The sequence below is a fragment of the Natrinema sp. H-ect1 genome, from assembly GCF_041821105.1.
GTDB lineage: Archaea > Halobacteriota > Halobacteria > Halobacteriales > Natrialbaceae > Natrinema > Natrinema thermotolerans.
This window is the reverse complement of record NZ_JBGUBA010000003.1, coordinates 228628-251813: the sequence shown is the minus strand read 5'-3', so window position 1 is coordinate 251813 and position 23186 is coordinate 228628. Positions and strand designations below refer to the sequence as shown.

26 protein-coding genes are annotated in these 23186 nt (G+C 65.4%); 11 read left to right on the top strand and 15 right to left on the bottom strand.

Annotation, left to right across the window (positions count from 1 at the left end; all coding sequences use genetic code 11):
- Positions 1–81: 81 nt before the first annotated feature.
- Complete coding sequence (locus ACERIM_RS09605) at positions 82–690, bottom strand: N-acetyltransferase family protein (protein WP_373632314.1); 609 nt, start codon at positions 688–690, stop codon at positions 82–84.
- Positions 691–1012: 322 nt separating this feature from the next.
- Between ACERIM_RS09605 and ACERIM_RS09600 the strand changes: the two genes are divergently transcribed.
- Positions 1013–1972 (top strand): AEC family transporter, encoded by a 960-nt coding sequence (locus tag ACERIM_RS09600; protein ID WP_373632313.1) that lies wholly within the window; start codon positions 1013–1015, stop codon positions 1970–1972.
- Positions 1973–2331: 359 nt separating this feature from the next.
- Here the strand turns inward: ACERIM_RS09600 and ACERIM_RS09595 are convergent, their stop codons facing one another.
- The 6 genes from ACERIM_RS09595 to rpl18a all read right to left on the bottom strand — a co-directional run bounded on the left by ACERIM_RS09595 (position 2332) and on the right by rpl18a (position 9165).
- Positions 2332–4056, bottom strand: a complete 1725-nt coding sequence (locus tag ACERIM_RS09595) for a Coenzyme F420 hydrogenase/dehydrogenase, beta subunit C-terminal domain (RefSeq protein WP_373632311.1) — start codon at positions 4054–4056, stop codon at positions 2332–2334.
- Positions 4046–5746 (bottom strand): nitrite/sulfite reductase, encoded by a 1701-nt coding sequence (locus ACERIM_RS09590; protein WP_373632310.1) that lies wholly within the window; start codon positions 5744–5746, stop codon positions 4046–4048. The genes ACERIM_RS09595 and ACERIM_RS09590 overlap by 11 nt, the downstream gene beginning before the upstream one ends.
- 303 nt (positions 5747–6049) lie before the next feature.
- On the bottom strand, positions 6050–6634 hold the full coding sequence (locus ACERIM_RS09585) for a hypothetical protein (RefSeq protein WP_373632308.1): 585 nt from the start codon (positions 6632–6634) through the stop codon (positions 6050–6052).
- Positions 6635–6873: 239 nt separating this feature from the next.
- Positions 6874–8517 carry a signal recognition particle-docking protein FtsY gene (gene ftsY, locus ACERIM_RS09580; RefSeq protein ID WP_373632306.1) on the bottom strand — a complete coding sequence of 548 codons (1644 nt, stop codon included), beginning with the start codon at positions 8515–8517 and terminating at the stop codon, positions 6874–6876.
- Between the two features lie 28 nt (positions 8518–8545).
- Complete coding sequence (gene pfdA, locus ACERIM_RS09575; RefSeq protein WP_006648332.1) at positions 8546–8992, bottom strand: prefoldin subunit alpha; 447 nt, start codon at positions 8990–8992, stop codon at positions 8546–8548.
- Positions 8992–9165, bottom strand: coding sequence for a 50S ribosomal protein L18Ae (gene rpl18a / locus ACERIM_RS09570; protein ID WP_006182965.1), 174 nt, complete (start codon positions 9163–9165; stop codon positions 8992–8994). The genes pfdA and rpl18a overlap by 1 nt, the downstream gene beginning before the upstream one ends.
- Positions 9166–9315: 150 nt before the next feature.
- Between rpl18a and ACERIM_RS09565 the strand changes: the two genes are divergently transcribed.
- Positions 9316–9627 carry an ASCH domain-containing protein gene (locus ACERIM_RS09565; protein WP_373632304.1) on the top strand — a complete coding sequence of 104 codons (312 nt, stop codon included), beginning with the start codon at positions 9316–9318 and terminating at the stop codon, positions 9625–9627.
- On the opposite strand, the gene ACERIM_RS09560 is transcribed toward ACERIM_RS09565, so the two are convergent.
- The 5 genes from ACERIM_RS09560 to thpR all read right to left on the bottom strand — a co-directional run bounded on the left by ACERIM_RS09560 (position 9628) and on the right by thpR (position 11921).
- Complete coding sequence (locus ACERIM_RS09560) at positions 9628–9951, bottom strand: hypothetical protein (protein ID WP_373632302.1); 324 nt, start codon at positions 9949–9951, stop codon at positions 9628–9630.
- A gap of 135 nt (positions 9952–10086) precedes the next feature.
- Complete coding sequence (locus ACERIM_RS09555) at positions 10087–10752, bottom strand: translation initiation factor IF-6 (protein ID WP_373632300.1); 666 nt, start codon at positions 10750–10752, stop codon at positions 10087–10089.
- A 2-nt stretch (positions 10753–10754) separates the two neighbouring features.
- Positions 10755–11033, bottom strand: a complete 279-nt coding sequence (locus tag ACERIM_RS09550; protein ID WP_006182969.1) for a 50S ribosomal protein L31e — start codon at positions 11031–11033, stop codon at positions 10755–10757.
- 2 nt (positions 11034–11035) lie between these two features.
- Positions 11036–11188, bottom strand: a complete 153-nt coding sequence (locus ACERIM_RS09545; protein WP_004267621.1) for a 50S ribosomal protein L39e — start codon at positions 11186–11188, stop codon at positions 11036–11038.
- A gap of 175 nt (positions 11189–11363) precedes the next feature.
- Entirely contained in the window at positions 11364–11921 is a 558-nt protein-coding gene (gene thpR, locus ACERIM_RS09540) for an RNA 2',3'-cyclic phosphodiesterase (RefSeq protein ID WP_373632297.1), read from the bottom strand.
- A gap of 119 nt (positions 11922–12040) precedes the next feature.
- On the opposite strand from thpR, the gene ACERIM_RS09535 reads away from it, so the two are divergent.
- From ACERIM_RS09535 to ACERIM_RS09520, 4 genes are all read left to right on the top strand, one after another.
- The gene (locus ACERIM_RS09535) at positions 12041–13693 is read left to right on the top strand and encodes an FAD-dependent oxidoreductase (protein WP_373632296.1); all 1653 of its coding nucleotides are present in this window, start codon (positions 12041–12043) and stop codon (positions 13691–13693) included.
- A 63-nt stretch (positions 13694–13756) separates the two neighbouring features.
- On the top strand, positions 13757–14695 hold the full coding sequence (locus ACERIM_RS09530; protein WP_373632294.1) for a tetratricopeptide repeat protein: 939 nt from the start codon (positions 13757–13759) through the stop codon (positions 14693–14695).
- Positions 14696–14699: 4 nt separating this feature from the next.
- Positions 14700–14990: a DUF424 domain-containing protein gene (locus ACERIM_RS09525; protein ID WP_006648339.1), complete on the top strand. Its 291-nt coding sequence runs from the start codon at positions 14700–14702 to the stop codon at positions 14988–14990.
- Between the two features lie 569 nt (positions 14991–15559).
- Complete coding sequence (locus tag ACERIM_RS09520) at positions 15560–16465, top strand: halocin C8-like domain-containing protein (RefSeq protein WP_373632292.1); 906 nt, start codon at positions 15560–15562, stop codon at positions 16463–16465.
- A 102-nt stretch (positions 16466–16567) separates the two neighbouring features.
- Here ACERIM_RS09520 and ACERIM_RS09515 read toward each other — a convergent pair whose 3' ends face one another.
- The gene (locus tag ACERIM_RS09515; RefSeq protein WP_373632290.1) at positions 16568–18172 is read right to left on the bottom strand and encodes a PH domain-containing protein; all 1605 of its coding nucleotides are present in this window, start codon (positions 18170–18172) and stop codon (positions 16568–16570) included.
- A 597-nt stretch (positions 18173–18769) separates the two neighbouring features.
- Here ACERIM_RS09515 and ACERIM_RS09510 point away from each other — a divergent pair.
- On the top strand, positions 18770–18970 hold the full coding sequence (locus ACERIM_RS09510) for a hypothetical protein (RefSeq protein WP_006648342.1): 201 nt from the start codon (positions 18770–18772) through the stop codon (positions 18968–18970).
- A gap of 43 nt (positions 18971–19013) precedes the next feature.
- Here the strand turns inward: ACERIM_RS09510 and ACERIM_RS09505 are convergent, their stop codons facing one another.
- Positions 19014–19889: an ABC transporter permease gene (locus ACERIM_RS09505; RefSeq protein ID WP_373632289.1), complete on the bottom strand. Its 876-nt coding sequence runs from the start codon at positions 19887–19889 to the stop codon at positions 19014–19016.
- The gene (locus ACERIM_RS09500; RefSeq protein WP_373632287.1) at positions 19886–20872 is read right to left on the bottom strand and encodes an ATP-binding cassette domain-containing protein; all 987 of its coding nucleotides are present in this window, start codon (positions 20870–20872) and stop codon (positions 19886–19888) included. The genes ACERIM_RS09505 and ACERIM_RS09500 overlap by 4 nt, the downstream gene beginning before the upstream one ends.
- A gap of 102 nt (positions 20873–20974) precedes the next feature.
- Here ACERIM_RS09500 and ACERIM_RS09495 point away from each other — a divergent pair, with 102 nt between their 5' ends.
- The 4 genes from ACERIM_RS09495 to ACERIM_RS09480 are packed head-to-tail and all read left to right on the top strand — an operon-like array spanning position 20975 to position 22887.
- The gene (locus ACERIM_RS09495; protein WP_006182977.1) at positions 20975–21316 is read left to right on the top strand and encodes a winged helix-turn-helix domain-containing protein; all 342 of its coding nucleotides are present in this window, start codon (positions 20975–20977) and stop codon (positions 21314–21316) included.
- 5 nt (positions 21317–21321) lie between these two features.
- On the top strand, positions 21322–21645 hold the full coding sequence (locus tag ACERIM_RS09490) for a hypothetical protein (protein ID WP_049965353.1): 324 nt from the start codon (positions 21322–21324) through the stop codon (positions 21643–21645).
- 43 nt (positions 21646–21688) lie between these two features.
- The gene (locus ACERIM_RS09485; RefSeq protein ID WP_049965352.1) at positions 21689–22024 is read left to right on the top strand and encodes a hypothetical protein; all 336 of its coding nucleotides are present in this window, start codon (positions 21689–21691) and stop codon (positions 22022–22024) included.
- A gap of 11 nt (positions 22025–22035) precedes the next feature.
- Positions 22036–22887: a sensor domain-containing protein gene (locus ACERIM_RS09480; RefSeq protein ID WP_373632284.1), complete on the top strand. Its 852-nt coding sequence runs from the start codon at positions 22036–22038 to the stop codon at positions 22885–22887.
- The last annotated feature ends 299 nt before the right edge of the window (positions 22888–23186 follow it).

Sequence of the window (23186 nt, the reverse complement as noted above, 5' to 3'; positions counted from 1 at the left end):
CGGTACCAGTCGGTAGTGCCACTAAGCGGTGTCGGTCGGACGCCGACCGCGGGCGACCGCCACCCGCTCGCCGACCGAGCGCTACGGCGAGGGCTCGAGCGCGTCCTCGCCGGTCCGGACGAGCGCCTCCCAGTCGTCGTCCTCGCGGACCGACGGAAACGGCCGCGGCCGGTCGGGGGAATCGGACTTCTCGGCGAGGGGACGGCGCCACCACGCCACGTCCTGCCACTCGTCCTGGGTGTAGCCGATCGCCGGGAAGTCGACCAGCCGCTCGAATCCCATCGACTTGTGGAACCGCTCCGTCTCGGGGTTGGGGACCGTCGTCACGGCGTAGGCGTCGCGGATCCCCTGGCGCTCGAGGACGGCGAACAGCGACTCGTAGAGTCCGCGGCCGACGCCGGATCCGCGGGCCGAGTCAGCGACGTAGACCGACAGTTCGACGACCCACTCGTAGGCGCGGCGCTTCCGAAGCGGGCCGGCGTAGGCGTAGCCGACGACCGCGCCGTCACGTTCGCAGACGAGCCACGGATGTCGCTCGAGGGTGGACTCGATCCGGTCGGCCAACTCGCTCTCGGTCGGTGGGGCCTCTTCGAAGGTGACTGCCGTCGACTCACAGAAAGGCGCGTAGATGTCGCGAGCGGCGGCCGCATCGGCCGGCGTCGCGACGCGGATCCGGACATCGGAAGGCATGGTCGTGGCTCCCGTGCGATGGCGAATAAGTCCGCCGAAGCGACGACGACGCGGCCGGGCGTTCCGACGACGGCCGGGACGCGTCGCTGGCCGATCGTGACTGCCTCGAGAAGGGACCGTTCTCCCGTCGTATCTACACCTTGTGACCAGAGCCACTTAAACGACGAACGCGGACCGCTCTCCCAGCGGTCGGCGCCGCGCCGCCATCGCAAGTGCCATACCCGGCGTGGCGAGTAGCTGCCCGCGAATGCAGCGAGCGACCGCCCACCGATCGATGAGTCCCTCGAGCCCACGAGCGCGACGCGAGGGGGCGCGCTGACCGATGGCCGACCTGCTCGCCATCTTCGGCTCGGCGATCGGACCGATCGTCGCCATCGCGGCGGTAGGCTACCTGCTGGCTACCGTCAAAGAGATCGATCCCGAGCCGCTGAACACCGCCGTCGTCTACGTCCTCGCGCCCGCGCTGGTCTTTCACAGCCTCGCTACTACCGAACTCGAGGCGGCGACGCTAGTGCGAGTGACGGTCGGGATCGGCGTCTTCACGGGGGCGATGTGGGCGGTCGCGGAACTGACCGGCCGCGCCGTCGGCGAACGGGAACCGGCCCTGAGCGGGCTGGTACTCGTCGCGATCTTCACCAACTCCGGCAACCTCGGCGTCCCGGTCTCGGACTTCGCGTTCGGCCCGGTCGGCCGCCAGACGGCCGTCCTCTTCCTCTCGGTCCAGTCCGTGCTGATGTACACCGTCGGCGTCTACGTCGCCTCCCGGAGCAGCGGCTCCGCCGGCCTCGAGGGCGTCCGCCGGGTGTTTTACATCCCGCTGGTCTACGCCGTCGCCGCCGCGCTGGGTGCGCGGGCGCTGGGTCTCGTTCCGCCCGCCGACACCGCGGCGATGGAGACCTTGGGACTCGTCGGTGACGCCTCGATCCCGCTCATGTTGCTCATCCTCGGGATCCAACTCGCGCGAGCCGATACCGCCGCGGCGGTCTCCCGGGCCTGGCCCGCGACCGCGCTCAAGACGGTCGTTGCGCCGCTGGTCGGGGTCGGCGTCGCCGTGCTGATCGGCTTCGAGAACCCGACCGTCGCGCGCGTGTTCGTCCTCGAGACGGCCATGCCCGCCGCGGTGACGCCGCTGGTGTTGGTCATCGAGTTCGCGGACGGCGCGCGAACGGAGGGGGTCCTCGTCTCGGAGTACGTCTCGACCTGCGTCCTCCTGACGACGCTGCTGTCGGTGCCGATACTGACCGCCCTGATCGCACTCTTGCAGTCCGGCGTCGTAATCTGAACGAGGGCGGTGGGTGACGGCTCGCGGCCACCGGTAACTCGGCCGGCTCGGAACGGCACCTCGCCGTCGCTCGGACCCGAGATCGCGTGCCTGCGCGCCGTCCATGCATAGGTCGGGCCAAGGACTATGCGTCTCGTTCCCACAGTCAACCATGGTCCGCGTCCGGAACTGACACTGATCCGGAGGTGGATCACGCCGACCGATCCGACACCGCGAGCGCCACGATTGGGACATTGGGGGCGGCGAACCCGGGGCTCATACCCCCTTTTGGCTCGAGCGACGGAATGCGACCCACAGCGACGGCACTCGAGCGCGACGCAACCCGGCGTACAACAGCGGAAAAAGACGGACGCGACCGCTCAGTGGCCCTGGTCGTGGGGGTTCAGCGCCGTGCCGTAGTTCTCGGCGTGGTCGGTGTAGTCGATGAACCGCGGCGCGTCGGGATCGAAGGGCCGCTCGAGGCTCTCGAAGGCCTTCTTCTTGTCCCAGCCCTGGAGCTTGCCGACCGCCGACTTGTCCTCTAAGTCGTGGTAGTCGAGCTTCGGCTCGGTCAGCTCCCAGGCGTTCATCCCCTGTTCGGTGCGGATGATGACGCTGGAGTAGTCGTCGCTCGAGCCGACGGAGCCAACGGTGATGTCCGAACAGAAGCCGGTGAAGTCGGCACACTCGTCACAGCCTTTCAAGGCGGCGTCGTGGAAGTTCTCGATGTCCTCTTCGACGATCATCTCGCCGTCGTGGTCGTAGACCATCATCTTGCCGTCGAGGACGTCCATCTTGCCGATTTCCGACGGCGAGATGCCGCGTTGCTCCTCCAACTGCTCGCCCATGAGGCTGTGGTAGTTGAAGTTCTTCGTACACATCAGCGCGATCGTGTAGTCCACGGCCCGAATACCCTCGTTCTGGGCCTGGTAGTCCCACTCGAAGTCCTGCAGGGCGCGGATACCCTCGATCTCACAGGGCGTACCGACGATGGCCAGCGAGAGGTCGTCCCAGTCCTTGTCGGGGAGCTTGTGTTCCCACTGCTCCAAGTCGAGGTTGCCAAGCGCCAGCGTCTGGTTGTAGACGGTGCCGGCGTTTTCGATGAGTTCCTCGGTCGTGGTCGCGAGGTAACTCTCCGCTTTCCACTCCTCTTCCTCGCTCTCGGTCGCGACGAGCGCGCCGTCGATCTCGCCTTCCTCGAGCAGCGTCGAGAGGACGCCGGTGACGACGCCGCCGTCCTGGGCCCCGTCGGTCCAGTCGTCCTCGACCTTCGCGGAGAACTCCGTGATCGGGTCGCCCGCGCCCTTGACGTTGTCCTCGCCGCCGGTGATCTTCCACTGGCGCTCGTAGCGCATGCCGCCGCGGGGACAGAAGTCCCAACACATCGAACAGCCGGTACACATCTTGACCAGTTCCGGCAGGCCGTCGTCGCCGACGCCGATCGAGTCCGACGGGCAGGCGGCGACACAGGTCCCACACTGGATACAGCGGCCCTCGTCGATGACCGCCTCGTCCAGTTCCATGAACCAGGTCTTCTCGTCGGGCGTCTCGATGTCGTTCATTCGCGACCGGATCGAATACTCCGGCGTGTCCAGATCGACGCCCTCGGGGATCCCGACGCGCGTGTCGGGGGCGTCGTCGTAGACGTCCTGACTGACGTCTTCCGCGGGCTCGGTGAACTCGAGGTCGCCGAGTTCGCCCATCTCGTCGACGTTCGCGACGCCCGCACCGTCCGTCGCGACGGGCGGCGTTTCGGACTCGGCGTCGGCGGCCGTTTTCTCGCCGCAGGTACAGGTGTTCGGCGAGCAGTTCTCGCCCTCAGAACCTGCGTCGGCTCGCTCGCCGCCGTCCGCGGCGATGGCGCCCTCTCGAGCGTGGTCAGTGTTCTCCCGGGAACGCGACGCACCGCTGTCGGCGTCGGGGACGATGACGGCGTCGTCATCGTCGTCCGAGGCCGGAACGTGAGGGAATCGGTCGTCCTCGCGGCTCGCGGTTTCACCGTTTTCTCGCGGGCTTCGCCCGCTCGAACGGTCCGCGGAGCTTCGCTCCGCGCTACTCGCTCGATCCGAGGACTCGCTTCGCTCGTCCTCGCCGTTAGTCCCCATGAGCAACACCTCGTGCAACCGGTGCGTCCGCGTCTTGCATGATCGACCGAAGTTGCCCGTTGTCGACGCCGCGACACCATTCGTAGAACTCCTCTTCGTCGTCGCGGTCCGCGGAGTAGGCCTCGAACAGTTGCTCGAGGGCCGGGATCACGGCGTCGGCGGGGACGGCGCTCTCGACCCAGTCGAGGAACTCGTTGTCGGCACCGAGGGAGCCACCGAGGCCGAAGTCCATCCCTTCGACGATGTTGTCGCCCTCGGCGTTGGTGCTGTTCTCGTCCTCGAGTTTGACCGTCTCGCCGCGGAAACCGATGTCGGCGATCTGGGGCTGGGCACAGGAGGCCGAGCAGCCGGACATGTGCATCCGGATGGACTCGATGTCGTCGGGGACGTCGATGCGGTCGTCGAGTTCGCGGGCCCAGCGCTTGGTCCGCTTTTTGGTCTCGATGATGGCGTAGTTACAGAACTCGTTGCCCGTACAGCCGACCGCACCGCGGGAGAACGGCCCCGGATCGGGGCTGTACTCCTGGGCGAACGGCTCGGCTAGCAGGTCGTCGACGTTCTCGTCGGGGATGTGGGTGATGAGGAAGTTCTGATCGGTCGCGAGGCGGACGGAGGCGTCCTCGGTCCCGTACTTCTCGGCGGCGCGGGCGGCTGCCGCGAACTCGTCGCCACCCATGCGGCCGGCGATGACGTTGAAGCCGACGTAGTTGAGCCCGTCCTGTTTCTGCTCGTGGACGCCGACGTGGTCGCTCTGGTAGCCGACGGTCAGGTTCTGGCCGCCGGTCGGCAGGTCGATCGTACAGCGGTCGCGGACGGCCTCCTCGAACTTCTCGGCCCCCATCTGCTCGACGAGATACCGCATGCGACAGACACCGCGGTTGTTCCGGTCGCCCAGTTCCTTGAACGTCTGGGCGACGGCGCGGCAGAATTCGACGGCGTCCTCGGGCTTGATGAAGACGTCGAGTTCCGATCCCATCCGCGGGCCGTCGGAGAGGCCGCCACCGACGCGGGCGTGGAAGCCGTAGAGGGACTCCCCGTCGATCTCTTTCTTCGCGGGGACGAGCCCGACGTCGTTGATCTGGGACTGGGCGCAGTCGTGGGCACAGCCCGTGATCGTGATCTTGAACTTCCGGGGGAGATTGGCGTACTCGCGGTTCTCGGTGAAGAAGTCCGAGACCGCCTCGATGACCGGCTGTGCGTTGAAACACTCGTGATCGTCGAGGCCGGCCGCGGGGCAGCCAAGGACGTTCCGGGCCGAGTCACCGCAGCCCTGGACCGTCGTCAGACCGACCTCGTCGTATCGGTCCCACATCTCGGGGACGTCCTCGACGCGGATCCAGTGTTTCTGGATGTCCTGTCGGGTCGTGATGTCGAGGTACGCGTCGCCCCAGAGTTCGTTCTGTTCCTCGCCGCCGTACTCCTCGGGGGCGACCGCGAGGTCGTCGGTGACCTCGCCGATGACCTCGGCCTGTTCCGGCGTGAGCTTCCCGCCGGGGACCTTCGTCCGGATCATGAAGTAGCCCTCCTGCTTCTGGGCGTACATGCCGGCCCACTTCAGACGCTCCCACTCGCCGCCGCCGGCGCGCTCCTCGATCTCCTCGAAGGAGAGTTCCTCGTCGGCGTAGTCGTAGACGTCGTCGACGACGTCGAGGGGATGTTTCTCCTGTTTGTGCTGCTCGACCGTGTTCATCGGGACCACCGCCGGTCGGCAGCCACTCGAGCGGTCGGACTATCTTCAAGGACCATTGTTTAGCGGGTAATGCGACCCCGTTCGTATACACCCCCGCAACTCGGCGAATCATGACGTGGGTCGTTCCCACCAGTAAATATTGCCCCGACGTGGTGCCACCGACGAGGGGGGCGGATGGAAATCGTCGGCAAGACACCGGCACGGACGGGAACGAGGCGACACCGGGACGCCACCCGTCGTCGGTAGCGGTAATTGATTCCGGTACCGTACCCGACGGCGACGCCGGATTCGGAGCAGGGCCGGTTAGTCGAAACAGGCGACGAGTTCGCCCTGGGTTCGTGGATCGGGCTCGAAGCGCAACTCCTCGGCGAGTCCGTGGTACCGGGATCGAAGGACGACGTTCTCGTCGACGTAATAGACGGCGCGGATGTCCCACCTGTCACGCGGGTCGACGCTCGAGCGGCCGGTCCCGGTCGTCAGGTCGTATCGGATCGCGACCATGACCGCGTCCGGGTTCGTCGCCGACCCGACGGCAGCCACACGGCCGTCCGTTCGGCGGAGGTCGACGGTCCGTGCTTCGGCACCGTACTGGCCGAGAAACGCGTTGTGTTGATACGCCCGCTCGAACGTCGTGACGTATTCGACCATGGTATCGTCCAGCGACGACGGCGACGACGGATACGTCCGCGGCTCGAGCGGGGCGTCGTCCGGCGGATCGGGATCGGGACGGTTGACGTCGTCACACTCGAACCAATCGGCCGGGACGGTTCCGGAGTCCAGCGGCGGGCCGGTCGGCCCGCCCGACGCGTACTCGAAACCGCCCGTCGTGACCGCGACGGTCGTGACGACCGACGCGAGGAACCCGCGGCGAGGTCGGAGGCGGTTCATACGCTAACGTCTCAAACTAACAATAAGTATCTTCTGAAAGAACGATCGATCCACTGGTACGGTCGGGGCTCCGACCCCTCGAGCAGTCGATCGAGGTCCCGTGCCAGCGTCGGACCGGCGGTCCGACGAGGCTCACCACGGTTGGGGTCTCGTTACCCGCCGTGAGATCGGGAGAATCGTCGTTCAAGCCTTCGACTCCGCGGACGATCTTTCGAGAATCCAGCGGCGACGAATGGGCGTTACGCCTCGTCCTCGAGCAGCCGGTCGAGCATCTCGTCTGGATCGAACCGCTCCAAGTCGTCGTATCCCTGCCCGACGCCGAGGAACAGGATCGGCTTCCCGGTGACGTGAGCGATCGAAATCGCCGCGCCGCCGTTGGAGTCGGCGTCGGCCTTCGTCAGGATCGCGCCGTCGATTTCGGCGGCGTCGTTGAACTCCCGAGCGCGGTTGACCGCGTCCTGTCCCGCCACCGCCTCGTCGACGAACAGCGTCATGTCCGGGCCGACGACGCGGTCGATCTTCTCGAGTTGATCCATCAGTCCCTCGTCGGTGTGGAGCCGGCCGGCGGTATCGCCCAGCACGACGTCGACGTCGTTGGCCTCGGCGTACTCGACGGCGTCGTACAACACCGCAGCGGGGTCGCCGCCCTGTTCGTGACTGATGAGTTTCGTCTCGAGCGCGTCGGCGTGTTCCTGGATCTGCTCGTTGGCACCGGCGCGGTAGGTGTCGCCGTTGGCCATCACTGTCGAGTAGCCCCGCTCCTCGAAGTAGCGGCTCAGTTTGGCGATCGAGGTCGTCTTCCCGACGCCGTTGACGCCGGTGAAGACGATGGTGACCGGCTTGTCGGCCTCGGCGATGCGCTCGTCGAAGTCGAACTGACCGACGCTGATCACGTCGTAGATCGCGTTGTGTAGCGCGTCCTCGACGACCTCGCCGGTCGAGGTCGTGAAGGTCCGGGTCTCCCCGATCAGTTCGTCGCGGATGTTGTCGAGGATCTCCTCGGCGACGCCCATCTCGACGTCGCTGGAAAGCAGCGCCATCTCGAGTTCGTGCAGCGGCCCCTCGAGGTCCTCTTCCTCGATGACGAACTTCCCCTTGACGAGGGACTTGGCCTTCGCGCCGAAGCCGGTCCCGCCGTTGTCGGCGGTCGCATCGTCCTCGTCGGCGTCGGCCTCATCCGTGGTCTCGTCGGCGTCCCCGGCGACTGGCCCCTCGTCGACCGCCGTTTCGGCGGCCGGGTCGTCGACCGTCGCCGTCTCTGCCGCCGCCTCGTCCGGCGTCGCGGCGTCGACCGGCTCGTCGTCGGAACCGGTTTCGTCGGCATCGGATTCGGCGTCGTCGGACGACCCCGAAAAGAGCGAGCGGGCTCTGGCACCGAGCCCGGTCCGACCGCCGTCGTCTTCGTCGTCCGCCGCGGCCTCGTCGTCTTCGTCGCCGGCCGGCCCCTCGTCCGAGACCGGTTCGTCCGGGGCCGAACCGGCGTCGTCGGCCTCGAGATCGGGGCCGGTCGCTGGTTCCTGCCCCGCGGATTCGGCCGCGTCCGCGGTGGCGGTCTCGGTCGTCGGCTCCGTTCCCGACTCGGAAGTGACCGACGCGTCCGGTTCGACCGCGGCGGCCGCCGTCTCGGCGTCGGCGGTAGTATCGGTGGCTTCCGCGTCCGCCGACCTCGCCGGTTCGGCGTCGGCGGTAGTATCGGTGGCTTCCGCGTCCGCCGACCTCGCCGGTTCCGCGTCGGCCGATTCCGTCGGTTCGGTATCGGCGTCGCCGTCGGCGAGTTCGTCCGCTTCGAGGTCTTCCTCGTCGACCTCCTCGACGTTCTCCTCGGCGGCTTCTTCGGCGTCGTCGCGGAAGCTTCCGAGCTTGTCCTTCAGGTTATCGAACATGGCTGGCGATGAAAGTATCTACGCCGCGTTACTCGTCGGGCTGGCCCTGGCCCATTCCCTGCATCTGCTGTTGCATCGCCTGCTGCTGGAGCTGCTGGGCCTGCTGCTCGAGTTCGTCGCTCTCGGTCTCGAGTTCCGAGATCTCCTCGTTGAGTTCGTCGATCTGGTCGTCGAGGTGATCCTTCTTGTTCTCGAGGGCGTCGACAGCGTCGCCCTCCTCGAACTCCGCGGCGTAGTCGGCGCCGAGGTCGACGATGACCTCGTCGATGTTTTCGATCGTCGTTCGCAGGTAGGCACCGCCGCCAAGCGGCATCTGGACCGTCGAGCCGGTCTCGAGGGTCTCGATCGCTTCGATGGCCTCGTCGACCTCGGTCTGTTCCTGTCGCAGGGCTTCGACGTTCGCCTGCAGACCTTCGATCTGTTCTTCGATCTCCTGAAGCTCCTGGGACAGCTGCTGGAGTTGCTGCTGACCCATTATTGGGATACCTCCTCGAGTTCGATCTCGGTACGTTTGAGCCCGTGCTGGCTTCCGAGCTGCGTGTAGGCGTATTCGCGAGCGACGTTCTCGTTCTCGGCGTCGATGGTCGTCTCGAACTCCGCGAACCCGTCGCGGTTCTTGAACCGACCACTGACCGTAAATTGACTCATGCCTATCCCTCCGGCAGGCAGTCGGAAGAATCTTCCCTTCCCATTCGACGGCCGCCGACCGACGCGAGGTGCCGGAACGAGGGTCTCTCCCCGACGTTCCCCACGAGCGAAGGGTCAAGCGTTTTCCGACGGGCGATCGAACCCGGCCGCATGAGCGAACTCGATCCCGACGAGTTGTTGCCCAGCGAGCGAATGCGAGAGCAGGCCCTCGAGGGCGCGGTCACCCAGATCCATCGCGGCCAGCAGTATGCCGACGAAGGAGACACGTTCGTGATCGACGACACGACCTTCGAGGTGACCGCGGTGCGAGAACGCACGCTCGGGGACCTGACCGACGAGGACGCCCGAGCCGAAGGGATGGACGACCTCGAGGGGTACCGACGCATGCTCGATCACGCCCACGAGAACTTCGAGTGGGACGACGACAGCGACATCGTCCGCCATCGGTTCGAGCGGCAGTAATCAGTCCTCGAGTCGCCGAAGCGGCCGTTGTCCATCGTTTTCGACCGTACCGACCGGCACGTTCGGGCGGGAGCGAGCGGGCGCGGTCGCCGACGGCGACCGATACGCCGCGAGCAGCCCCCACATGACCCCGGTGGCGAGGAGGCCGACCGCGGCCAGCGACATGCCCATCGTCGCGAACGTGATCGCGTAGACGCCGCCCAACGCCATCTTGGGGAGACTCGTCGCGAGGGGGATCCGCGCGTTTACGTCCCGAAGCGCGGGCGCGAGAACGACCACCGAGAGCAGACTACCGGCCATGAAGAGCAAATCCTGCCAGACCATACAGTAGGTACCCGTTAGCGAGTAAATATAGATATCGGTCGGAAGAAGCCTCGAGAAGACGAAATACCGGCGTCAAGCGACGTCGATCGCGGCCGCTCGAGAAGACGTGAGAATCGAAATCGGGGGGACTGACCGTCAGTCGAGATAGCCCAGCGCGTCCTCGATCCGGCCGAGTTCGGGGCCGGTCGTGTCCTCGCCGACGACGTAGCCGGCCTCGTTGGCGATCAGGCCGGAGCCGACCAACGGCGCGCCGTAGTTGACCGTGCCGACGTCGGCCCGAACGTCCAGGGCCTCCTCGAGCCCGTCGAGTTCGGCGTCGGTAGCTTTCGGGTGACAGAGGACGCCGGTGTTGGTCGCCACCGCGGCGGTGCCGACGGTCCGGACGCCGGCGAGGTCGCCGCGCTCGACGGGGACCTCAAGGGTGTCTTCGACGATCTGGATCGCCTCGCGGGGCAGATTCGGATGGACGTAGGCCCCGTAATCGTTCGCGAGGACGACGTTGCCGGCGGCATTGATACTGCCGGGCAGTTCGGCGACGGGCACGTCGATCTCGTCCGCGAGGGTCTCGAGTTCGTACTCGAGGACCCGGGAGCTGACGAGCAGGCCGTTCTCGTTACCCGTCGCTAGGGCACCGACCGTCGAGGAGCCGCCGACGGTCGTGGGAACGACGGGGACCTCGAGTTCGTCGGACAGATCGGCGACGACGTCGTCGTCGACATCGTGGCGAACGAGTACGCACGAGTCGGTCGCGCGGGCGAAGACGCCGACGTAGGCCGACCCGGCGAAGGCGAGGCGTTGCAAGTTTAGTCGGCGACCTCGGCTTCGACGACCGCTTCGCCCTCTTCGTCGAAGCGGGCCGCGCGGACGCGAAGCTTTCGCGGCGGGTTCGAGCGCCCGTTCGACCAGACTTCCTCGTTGATCGAGGGGTCCAGTCGGATGGCGTCTTCCTCGACCGCGAAGTGTTTCGCGAGGTGTTCGCGGACCAGTCGCATCGCGTAGTCGGCGGCCTCGTGGTTCGCGCCCTTCTTGACGTCTCGCAGGGGAACGGTGACGACGCGTTCCTCGAAATCACTTGCACTCATCGTTACTCGTCAGTGTCGTTGCGCCGCCAGTTGCGTCGCTTGGGGTTGCGCTGGACTTCCATGTCCGTCTTCATCATGACCCAGGCCGGCACGCGGCTGTTCTGGTTCTCGAGTTTGGCAAGTCGCTTCTTCTTGCCCTTCGATTTCTTACCCATAGTAGCCGGACGTAGCCCGCGGTGGCTTAAAATCTTGTCCATCTGGTGGGGCCGGCCGGTCGGCCCTCGAACGGGCACGAGACCGCGCGAACACGTCCCGAAGACGGGGTTCGGTTCTCGAACCGCCGCCCGAGAACGGGCGTCACGTACGGTGAGGCCGGTCCGTCCCCGACGGTCACTCGAGCGGGAACGACGCCACGGTCGAATAGACCGGCCCCTCGTCGGTGAGGGTACTCTCGGTGAGTCGGACCTCGTCGACGCGGGCCTCGCCGATCGCCGGCTCGCGCTCCTCAACGAGTTCTTGGACCAGTTCCTTCCCGCCGGCGTGCGTCATCCGGGCGAGCGTGACGTGTGGCGTAAAGTCGTGGTCGTCGGGATCGAACCCCATCGCCGTCGTTCGGTCCTCGATGGCCTCGTGCAGCCGGGTCAGCTCCTCGTCGCCGTCCGCGACGCCCAGCCAGACGACGCTGATGTACTCGAGGCTCGGGAAGACACCCAGCCCGCCGTAGCGAACCGTGAAGGGGTCGACGGCGGCGTCGGCGACCGCCGCCCCGAGTGCCCGCTCGAGGGCCGGCAGTCGGTCCTCGTCCACGTCACCGAGGAACCTCATCGTGACGTGGGCCTGTGCTGGGTCGGTGAACTCGAGGCCGCTCGCGTCCGCGAACTCGTCTTGGAGATCGGCGACCGGCTCAGCGAGATCGTCGGGGAGGTCGACGCTGGCGAACAGTCGCATACGCGGAGCCTCGTCGGCGGGCCACTCAAGCGTGACGGGTACCCGAACCGGCGGCATCCGCCCCGGGCAGTTCGTAGTTAGGGGGTCGCGTTATGACGGCTGGGACCCCAGAGAGGGTAATGACCGACGTAGCCGTCCTCGGCGGCGGGATCGGCGGCCTCACCGCGGCCCACGAACTCGCCGAGCGGGGACTCGAGGTGACCGTCTTCGAGGCCAACGATCGCTTCGGCGGCAAAGCGCGCTCGATGCCGATCACGGACGAGCCGGACGCGCTTCAGGGCGAACACGGCTTCCGGTTCTTTCCGGCGTTCTACCGGCACGTCGTCGAGACGATGGAGCGGGTCCCCGACGGCGACGGGGTCGTCGCGGACAACCTCGTCGAGACCGAAGCGACCCTGATCGCGAGTACCGACGGTCAGGAACGGATCGCCGAGACGAAGACGCCCGACTCGGTCCGTGGCTGGCTCGCGGCGCTGCGCCCGGCCTTCGCCGAGGACCTGCCCCGTGAGGACGTTCGATACCTCCTCGAGCGACTGCTCTACCTGCTGACGGCCTGTCAGCAGCGACGCGAGGAGGAACTCGACGACGTCTCGTGGTGGGAGTTCATCGACGCCGAGAACCGCTCGCCGGAGTTTCGTGACCGACTCGCCTACGCCACGCAGGCGCTGGTCGCGCTCCGACCGCAGGTCGGCAGCGCCCGGACCGTCGGGACGATCTACCTGCAGTTGCTGTTCGGCCAGCTCGACCCGACCGCGCCGACCGAGCGGATCCTGAACGCACCGACCAACGAGGCCTGGATCGACCCCTGGGTCCGCCACCTCGAGTCGCTGGGCGTCGATTTCCGGCCGGAGACGCCCGCGCGGGCCCTCGAGTTCGACGGCCACCGGGTCACGGGCGCCACGCTGGCGGACGGTGAGACGGTCGCGGCCGACGACTACGTGCTGGCGGTGCCGGTCGAGGTCGCCCCCGAGTTCGTCACGCCCCAACTGCGCCGGGCCGCACCGGAGCTGGGGCGGATCGAACGCCTCGAGACGGCCTGGATGAACGGGATCCAGTTCTACCTCTCGACGGACATCGAGCTGACGCGGGGGCATCAGGTCTACGCGGACGCCCCGTGGGCGCTGACCTCGATCTCACAGCGGCAGTTCTGGACCGACTACGACCTCGAGGGGCGCGGTCCCGACGGGGTCGAGGGCGTCCTGTCGGTGATCGCCTCCGACTGGGACACGCCGGGAATCGTCCACCAGAAGCCGGCCCGGGAGTGTACCCGCGAGGAGATCGCCAAGGAGATCTGGGCGCAGCTGAAAGCACATCTGAACGGTCCCAACGAGCGACTGCGGGACGACCATCTCGTCGACTGGTTCCTCGATCCGTCGATCGTCGAGAGCGTTGCGTCGGAGACGCAACGCGCGGACGGCGGCGTCGAGAACCGCTCGCCGCTCCTCATCAACACCGTCGGCTCGCTCCGGAACCGGCCGCCGGCCGACGTCGGCGTCCGAAACCTCGCGCTGGCCAGCGACTACGTGCGGACGAACTCGGATCTGGCCTCGATGGAGTCGGCCAACGAGGCCGGCCGACGGGCGGCAAACGCCGTCCTCGACCGACGCGGTGCCCGCTGCTCGCGGGCGCGGGTCTGGGACCTCGAGGAGCCCGGCGTGTTCGAACCGTTCAAGCGCCAGGACCGTGTCCGGTACCGGCTCGGGCTCCCCCATCCGGCTGCGGTCACCCAGTCGCTGCGGGGCGTGACCAGACGGCTCGGCGAGCGGATCTGACGCCCGAGCCCCGCCGCTACCCGGGTCGCAGCCCTTAACAGTCGCCGTCGCCAATTCCTGTTAATGACTGACCGAGACGACGATCGCGACCATCAGTTCTCCGAGGGCGAGGGCTTCGGCGATCCCTACGAGGAGTTCGATCTGGATCCGCCGGAACTCGGCGTCGACCCCTCGAAGGTCGACCCCGTCGACTCCCGCGTCGTCACCGACACGCTGGACAAACACAACATCGATTCGGACGAGGTCGACGCCACCGAGTTGCTCGACGTCGGGCTGAACTACATGCAGATCAACCGCTACGAGCAGGCCACCGAGGCCTTCGAGCGGACCGCCCGCTATGCCGAAGACGAGCGCTTGGAGCAGGAGGCCTGGGTCAACAAGGGCGTCGCCCACGCCGAACTCGAGGAGTACGACGAGGCGATCGGGGCCCACCGCGAGGCGCTGCGGATCGACGACGAGAGCGAACACGCCGCCACCGCCGAGACGAACCTCGCCTACGCGCTCTGGGAGTTCGGCGAGACGACCGAGGCGCTCGAACACGCCGAACGCGCCATCGAGATCGACGAACGCTTCGCCGCCGGCTGGTTCAACCGCGCGTTCTTCCTCTCGGAGCGGGGCCTCTCCGAGGAGGCCTTACACTGTATCGACAACGCGATCCGGCTGGGCCTGCGCAACGCGAAGGTCTTAGAGGAGAAAGCCGAGATCCTCGAGGAACTCGGCGAGTTCGATCAGGCCGAGGAGATCGCCGAGGAGGCAAACGAGATGCGCGAGCGGGCCGAACAGGAGCTGATGGACGACCGCAAGGAAACCCTTGGCGGCGGCCGGGGCGGCCCCGGCGGGGCCGGCGGCATGGGTGCCGGGCCGGGAGCCGGCGGCCAGCCCGGACTCGGGACCGGCCGGCAGTCGCGACCCCAGCAGGGCGACATCGGGCTCGAGGATCTCGGACTCGGTGACCTCGACACCGGCGACGAGGACGAGGACCGCGAGTGGGAACTCGAGTGATCGGATGATCGTCAACGAACGACAGACCCAGGAGGGGCTGCTGGTGGCCGTCTGCGACGAGGACGTCCTCGGCGAGACCTTCGAGGAGGGCGACCTCTCGCTGACCGTCACCGAGGAGTTCTACGGCGGCGACGCGGTGGAAGAGGACGCCGTCGTCGAGAGCCTCGCGCAGGCCGACGTGGCCAACATCGTCGGCACCCGCGCCGTCGAACTCGCCGTCGAGGAGGGCTTTATCGACGAGGCGAACGTCCTCGAGGTGGGGGCGACGCTGCACGCGCAACTGCTGTGGATGTAGCGCTCGCGGGCGGCGTTCAAAGACAGTGGAAGCAATCCGATCGAGCGGACACCAATCGATTTGAACCCGGGGACGGCTCGAAGACCCCGTTTTTCGAGAGACGAAACGGGTTTTCACGGGAGGAATTCTGACCGTTTACGCCCCGAAAGCGACGAGGAGAATGGATTGAGACACGACGGTGTACGCGAAATACGGAGCGGAAACGGACGACAGAATCCTGCGACATGCCGTTTTCGAACCTCATGAGTCGACGCGTTTGCGTAGCAGCGAGGCGGCAGAACCTCTCTTCGTGACCCGCTTTCACGACCACCAGTTCAGTAATATCACGGCCCTCTTATCAGACTAATAATCAATCCCCTAAGTTACCGAGCGTTCACTCCCTCCCGCGGCTTCCGCTGCGGTATTCTCATATCGGCCTATTAGACCGCTCAAACCATCGTAGACGGTGTATTCATTCCGAGGTCGGAAATAGCATGTAAAATATTTACCATACCAACCAGTAACATTCTTCATACATATCTATGATCGTTAGAAAAATTCTTAATTTCTAATCTTTATATACTATATGGATGCCCGATAAAGACAGCAAAATAGACAGGCGCAACGTGCTAAAAGGACTTAGCAGTGCCGGGCTGGTCGGAATCGGGGCATCGATGTCGGTATCTGTTGCAGCAGCCGACGGTACGTCGTCAGATCCGATCACGATTCTCGAAGGTCGGGAAAAGCTTAGGGTCGCTGGCGAAATCAAAGAAACTCGGGCGTTCGCCGATCTGCTCGAGACGGCAACCGAGCTGGGTTACGAGTTCGAGTTTGAGGCCGACGCTATCGATGCGGGTCGAGTTGAGGCCGATACACTGCGCCGTGAGGTCGTCGCGTATGAACTCGAAGACGTCGAGTCGGACGCTCGTGCTGGGATCATTATCGGCCGGAACCTGGACACGCACGAGATTGAGTTCGCGCAGCTTGATGTCGAGTACTATTACGACGACGGACTCCTTGAAAAAGTAGACCGATACGAACTGTCCGTGAGCGACTATCCGTCGGAAACGGGCCTCAGTTCCGCGGCCAGTACTGAGCCGACAATCGAAAAGCGTGAGATTCGACCCGACGAGGCGTCGGTCCGGCAGTTCACGAACGACCTGCAACGAGCTAATGCCGTCACGCCGGCGCAGTCGTTACCTGATCTCCCCGACGAATTGAACATCAATTCGTGTAGTGGTTGTTACTACGCTTCGAAGCTGATCTGTCGGAACGTGTGCGGGGCGTTCGGCGGATTCCTCTGTGGACTGCTCGGGATCACGGTCGTCGGACCGGTGGGCTGCGTCGCGTTCGTAAAAGGAGTCTGTTGGGTCGCTGAGAGAGCAAGCGGTTGCGGTGACGACGTTGCAGCTACCCTCTGTAAATCGTCCGGGCTCGGTGTCTGTGGACCAGACGCTGACGGTGATATCATCGACGTCGATATCCCGTACTTCTGAGGGCGACACGAACGCACATCGTCTTCGAAGCGGTCCACGCGACTCGGACCGCTCCGCCTGACTCGGAATTTCTTTCGAATATCCGGACGAACGCCAGCGAACTCACGCAATCCCGTCGGGAAATTGATTGTTTTGTGCGCGGTCCCGGAGCGACCGCTGTAGGTTCCCCCGACTGGTGCGATGAATTTCTCGAGCCGCCTGTAGGTCAATATCGTAGATCACAGGCGTTCTCCAGGCGAACGTCCGTGAACTGGCTGTGTCCACGACGAGAGAGGCGAGTCCGAGCCGGCGTTGGAAGATCGATTGACGCGTCGAGACGGTCTGAATTCGGTAGTAGGGAACGATGGTCGTCCGGCGCCGCCAGAACCCGCGTCGGATAACGAGGCACTCGTCGCCGACGACGTACCCCAAATGGACGTATTTCAGATGGGCAGCCAACGGAACGACCGCGAAGGTGAGAACGGTATACTGCCACCGCTCGATGGTAGAGAACCGGGTGATAGCGAAGGCAGTACCGACTACACCGGCAGCCACGAGCGAGTAGCGGACGAGATATCGGCGTCGAGCGGTCGTCGGTGGACGCCGAAACTGCGGTCGGTCGATACCGGTAAGCGATTCCCCGAAGCGGAAGACGCGAGATGCGTCGGCGAGGGGAACGACCGATTGACTACTGCCGCCGCTTCTGGGTCCGTACCCAGCAGTTTCGACCCACAGTCCGGCGTAGCCGACGAATCGTTGCAGGGGATTGTCGGTCACCGTTACGGACTGGACTTTATCGAACGGGACCGATCCGCTGTACCGTCGACCCAGACCTCGTTCATAGACAAGATCAGAGCCCTGTCGACCGAGGTAGAGCCCGTAGTAGGTGCCGATCTTGTAGAGGATACTGGCGAGATACGTGAGGAGTACCCATTGGATCGCGGCGATCACGAGTAACACGACGAGAGAACTGCCCGCAGCACCCTCGAGCGATACAGGCCCGCCGAAGGGACGGGCGATCTCAAACATGAACTGCGGCAACAGCGCGGATCGAAGATCGCCGTCAGTTATCCAGAGAAATAGCAGGAGCGGAAAGAGTACGGTGTCCCATCGGAACGAGGAAACGGCGTACAGCAGTAGTTCGCGGTGTTTTAGTTCGAACAACAGCGTCGGTTCGCGATCCGTTCGAGCGGGTTCCTCGTGGCCGGTGTCGCCGGAACCCGCACCACTGCTTGACTCCGTTGTAGCTGCTCTGTCGGCATCATCGGTTGTGTCAGCGGCGGCCGTCCGGCGGCGTATCTCCCTCCGAATCCGATCGGCTTCGTCCTCGCCGACGAAATCCAGCATCGCTTCGGTGTCGCTGTCGCCGGCCGTCTCGATCGAGACGACGGCCAATCCGAGCAGTCGCTGGTCGATACGTTGTGACACATCGACGTTCTGAATCCGCCGATACGGGATCTCGCGGGAACGCCGGGCGAAGACACCGGAGGTGATGTCGAACGTGTCTGGCGTGATCTCATAGGTGAATCGGTAATAGTACGTGAGACCGTAACAGACACCAGCGATGAATCCGATGGGACTGAGACGAAGTGCCCAGATCAGATCGATCGGGAAGATGCTGGCCGCAATCATACCGAAGAAAATCGGTGCCGAGAATCCGAGGAATCCCCTCCGGAACGCGATTCGCACTGCACTTAACGGGTGTAAGTGATTGACGTCAGATGCCATTGGAAACTGCAGTTCAAACGCCGGTCCGTTACGGTATCCTCTGGACGGTGGTGCGGTGGAGTATTTCTGTTTCCGTCCACGCTGTACTGGTGAATTCGTGATTTGGGATCCGGGACTCAGAGCGACATAGTCGATCCGTCTTCGGTCAGTCTGGCTGATGATCACCGCGTTCCAGTACGGCGAACTCGGTCCGACGGCCACTGTTTGCGAGGGGCATCCCACGGACCGACCTTTCGGCGACTTACGGGAGGAACGTCGCGAAGAAACTCAGCAGACGATCGAGCAGTTCGTTCTTTTCGTTCTCCTCGTCGTCAGTGCCTGCATCGGTGTCGGACTGGGAACCCATAGTGACTCATATTCCCAGTACGCACATATATTTTGTGCAGAGTGCGAAGAAATATTCGCTGGGGTTATTCGAACGACCGAAGCGAACGCGACTGTCGGGTTTTCTGCAGCGGGAATTTGCGAGACTTCCTCGAAGAGCGGCCGCCGAACCGGCACCAAAACAGTTTGAAGACACCGATATGTCGATCGGTCTGGCCCGCACCGTCTTGTTAGCGAGAAAGCATTAATTCGTTGTGAAACGGTGGCTGATGTATGGAAAGCGTCAGGACCGGGTTCGGCGGTGAAGTCTCGATCGAGATCGCGGCGCTCGTCGTTGCAGTCGGGGCGGCGCTGTTGTTGCTCGGGTTCCCTCTCGCTATCGGGCGCAACCTCGGAGCGAGCATCGCCGAAGTCGTCGTTACCGGGGCCGCAGCCGGTATCGCGTACTATCTCGGGCACCGCATGCGATCCTAACCGGCTACGGACACCGGCCCGGTGGCCGCCGCGGCTCGAGCGTTCAGAGATCGGTTCGCTTGAACCGGTAGTAGCCGATCGCGACGGGCACGGCCAGCCAGGCGAGCATGACGACGACGCCGAACCAGTCCTGCAGATAGAACGGTGCGTCGCCCGGGAACCGCTCGGCAGGGGTCATCTGATAGGCCTCCGGCGACTGCAGGCCGTACTGGAACTGGAAGGGATAGATCGTCCCCTCGACGACGCTGCTGGCCAAGTTGGTGTACGCGAAGATGGGGTTGAACTGCTCGAGGAGGAGATACCACGTCTCGGCCTCGATCGGCGGCCCCTCGTCGTAGAGGAGGTAGTACGGCCCGGCAGTGAGCAGTTCCCAGAGCGCGACGAACACCATGTAGCACCCGACGACGACGGCCATCGACTTGCCCCGCGAGGAGACGGCCGCGGAGACGCCGACGGCCAGCCCGACGAAGGTCGTCCCGAACAGCAGGGAGACGGCGGCGAAACCCAGCCAGTCGGCGAACGGAACCGAGCCGAAGAAGACGGCACCGAGGACGAGCGAGGCGAGGAAGGCGAGGCCGACCGCTACCCCGACGACCGCCGTGCGGCCCAGTAGCTTGCCGAACACGACGTCGGTTCGGTTCGGTGGCAGGCCGAGCAGGAGCTTGATGCTGCCCGATCGACGCTCGCCGACGACGGCCATGTAGCCGGCGATCAGCGCGGCGACCGGAATGATTACCTGCAGCGGGAGCCCGAGGAAGTTCAGCACCTCGGCCGCGGTCACGTCGTCGACCGTGTACCAGATCGCGGTGTAGCCGATCGCGACCAGCCCGACGAGCAGCCCGATCAGCGACCAGAGGAGCTTCGACCGGCCGGCGTCGTCGAACTCCTTGCGGGCGACGGTCGGAATGTGCGAGGTCATCGGGTCACCTCCGGTTCGACCGCGGTCGCGTCCGCCTCGGCCGCCCCCGTTATCCCCCCGTTCTCGGCCGCGTCGCCGTTCGTCAGGGCGGTAAACAGCGACTCGAGGGAGACCTCCTCGATCCGTACGTCGTCGATCGAAACGCCCGCGTCGGCGACGACGGTGACGACGTCGGCCTTCGCGGGCGGCTCGGTGACCGTACACTCGAGGGTACGCCCGGACGCGGTGACGTCGGTGATCCCGGACAGGTCGCGGACGAGGTCGCGGGCGTCGGCCCCGCTCCGATCGGCCAGGGTCAGCGTCATCGTCGCGCCCCCGCCGATCTCCTCGCGCAGTCCCGCGATCGTATCGACGGCGACGAGTTCGCCTTCGTTCAACACGCCGACGCGGTCACAGACCGCCTCGACGTGTTCGAGAATGTGACTCGAGAAGAAGACCGTCGTCCCCCGCTCGGCCTCGCGACGGACGAGGTCCTGCATCTCGCGGATGCCGTGGGGATCGAGCCCGGTCGAGGGCTCGTCCATGATCAGCAGGTCGGGGTCGCCGACCAGTGCCATGCCGGTCGCGAGCCGCTGGCGCATCCCCTTCGAGTAGTCGCCGGCCGGCCGCTCGGCGTCCGCGGGATCGAGCCCGACCCGCTCGAGGAGTTCGTCGGGATCGTCGTCGGCCCCTTTCGTCTTGGCGGCGAACTCGATGTGGCGGCGGCCGGACAGCCGGGGGTAGACGTCGAACCCTTCGGGGAGGACGCCGACGCGGGGGCTGATCGCGTCGGCCTCGGCCTGTGCGTCGTAGCCGAGTACCGTCGCCGACCCCGCGGTCGGCCGCGCGAAATCGAGTAGCATGTTGATCGTCGTCGACTTCCCCGCCCCGTTGGGGCCGAGGAAGCCGAACACCTCGCCGTCGTCGACGGTCAGATCCAGATCGTCGACGGCGGTGAGATCGCCGTACTCCTTGGTCAGACCGGTCGTTTCGATGGCAACCATCTCGAGCGGGGCTACAGCGGGCACGTGTATAGGGCTGGAACCACGGTTTCACGGCCGGAAACTGTGGGGTCTTTTATATCATCCTGTCATACGAACGATCGAATGACCGACGATGAGGACCAAGAAGTACTCGCCTTACTCGACGACGAGTACGCGCGTCGCATCCTCATCGCGGCCAGCGAGGAACCGATGTCCGTCGACCGCCTCACCGAACGCTGCGACGCTTCGCCGCCGACGATCTACCGGCGGATCGAGCGGCTCGCGGACCAGGGGTTCCTCGACGAGTATCAGGAACTCGATCCCGATGGACACCACTACAAGACCTACAGCACGCGACTCGAGCGCGTGGCGATCGAGATCGCCGAGGGCTCGATGGAAATGGACGTGTACCGCCGCGACGAGGATCCCGCCGACCGGTTCACCAGACTGTTCGAAGACCTGTGAGCGTCATGTTCGGACCACTACTACAAACGGTCGAAAGCGAAGGCGGGACGACGGCGATCGCCGTCGCCGTCTTCCTCGGGCAAGCGACGGCGTTCGTGGTCGCGTGCTGGATCGCAAAGCGGTCCTACGACGGCTACCGGGACGTCCGCCGGAAGCCCCTGCTGTGGCTCGCTCTCGGGATCACGCTGCTGGCCGCGGTGCCGACGGTCCTTCGGTTCCTGTTACCGACGGTACTCGGTGCGTCGTCGGTGACGACGTCCGTCCTCGCGACGAGCAGCGAGATCGCGGGCCTGGTCGCGATCCTCTATACCGTCTACGGGCGGCCGTGACCGATAGCGGCCGAATCGCTCGAGCGAGCGCGAGGTGGGGCCGATGACCGGGCCCGGGCTCGCGACGGCCGCGCTCGAGACGACCGTCTTCGGGCTCGACGAGGCGACGACGATCTTCCTGACGGGGCTGACAAGCGCCGCGCTCGGAACGGTCGTGGCGTGGACGGCCTATCGAGGGTACGCGCGAAACGACAGTCGGCCGATGCTGTTTCTGGCCGTCGGCATCGCCCTCCTCACGGTCGTACCGTTCGTCTCGTCGTACGCGGTCGACTGGGGCACCGACGCGACCGATGCGACGGTGTTGCTGGTCGTCACCGTCTCGCACCTGCTCGGACTGCTCGCGATCGTTCGCTCGTTCAGGAGGCCCGATTCGACATGACATCCACACCCATGACTTCAGCACGTACGACAGTCGGAACCGTATTCGACCGCGTCCGCGCCTGGAGCCGCTGGTTCTTCGGCGTCGTCGCCCGCAAGCAAACCTACGCCAACATCGCGTACCTGCTGCTGTCGTTCCCGCTCGGGATCGGCTACTTCACCGTCCTCGTGACCGGCGCGGCGATCCCGATCGGGCTCGGGTTCGCGGTCGTCGATATGGCCATGACGGAGCCGATCGCGTTGCTTATCGCCGGGATTCCGCTCTCGTTGGTCCTGGTGTGTATCGGCGGCCCGCTCGTGGCCGGCGTCCTGTTCGCGTCGATCGAACTGACCGCCCTCGAGCGGCTGCTGGCGACGCGATTACTCGGTGCGGACGTCCGAACCGGCGAGCCGGCCGACAGCATCCGCGAGCGGGCCCGCCGGCTCGTCTTCGATCGGGGGACGTGGAAGGGAGTCGGCTACCTGTTCAGCAAGTTCGTACTCGGACTCTGCTCGTTTATCGCGGTCATCATGGGGTTTGCGTTCACGTACGTCCTCGTCGCCGCACCGCTTCACTACCGGAACCAGCTGGTCGGGATCCACATCGGCGACCCGATCGAGATCGTCCCCGAACTCACCTACCAGCACGAGGACTGGGCCGTCGACCTGACCTCGCCGATCCCGCTGTCGATCACCGACGGCGAACTGGTGTCGGTGTACGTCGACTCGCTGCCGTCGGCGCTGGTCGTCTCGGCCGTCGGCGTTTTCATCGGACTGATCGTCCTCCATCTGCTCAACGCCGTCGCGTGGCTGTTTGCCCGGTACACGGAACTGGTGTTGGACGGCACCCAGCCGTCGGTCTTCAGCGAACCGCCGACGGAGTGAACCACGCGGCCACCGTGGCTCGCCGTCTCCGGTCCCGCATCCGTCGGTCCGCAGCCGGGCTCGTCACTCGCGCCGTCGGCGTCCCAAAATCGTTTGGAGGTAGCCGTATCCCCGTGGCGCTCCACGTACCCACTGCGGCAGGGCACCCACCAGATCCGACCCCACTCCCCCCTGCCGTCACCTCCCGTCCCCACACCCCACCCCCTTCCTCCCCACTCACCGTCCGTTTCGCCCACGCGTCCGAAGCCGACCGGCCGGCGATCGCGGCCCCGAACCGACGCGGCCGATTCGACGCGATT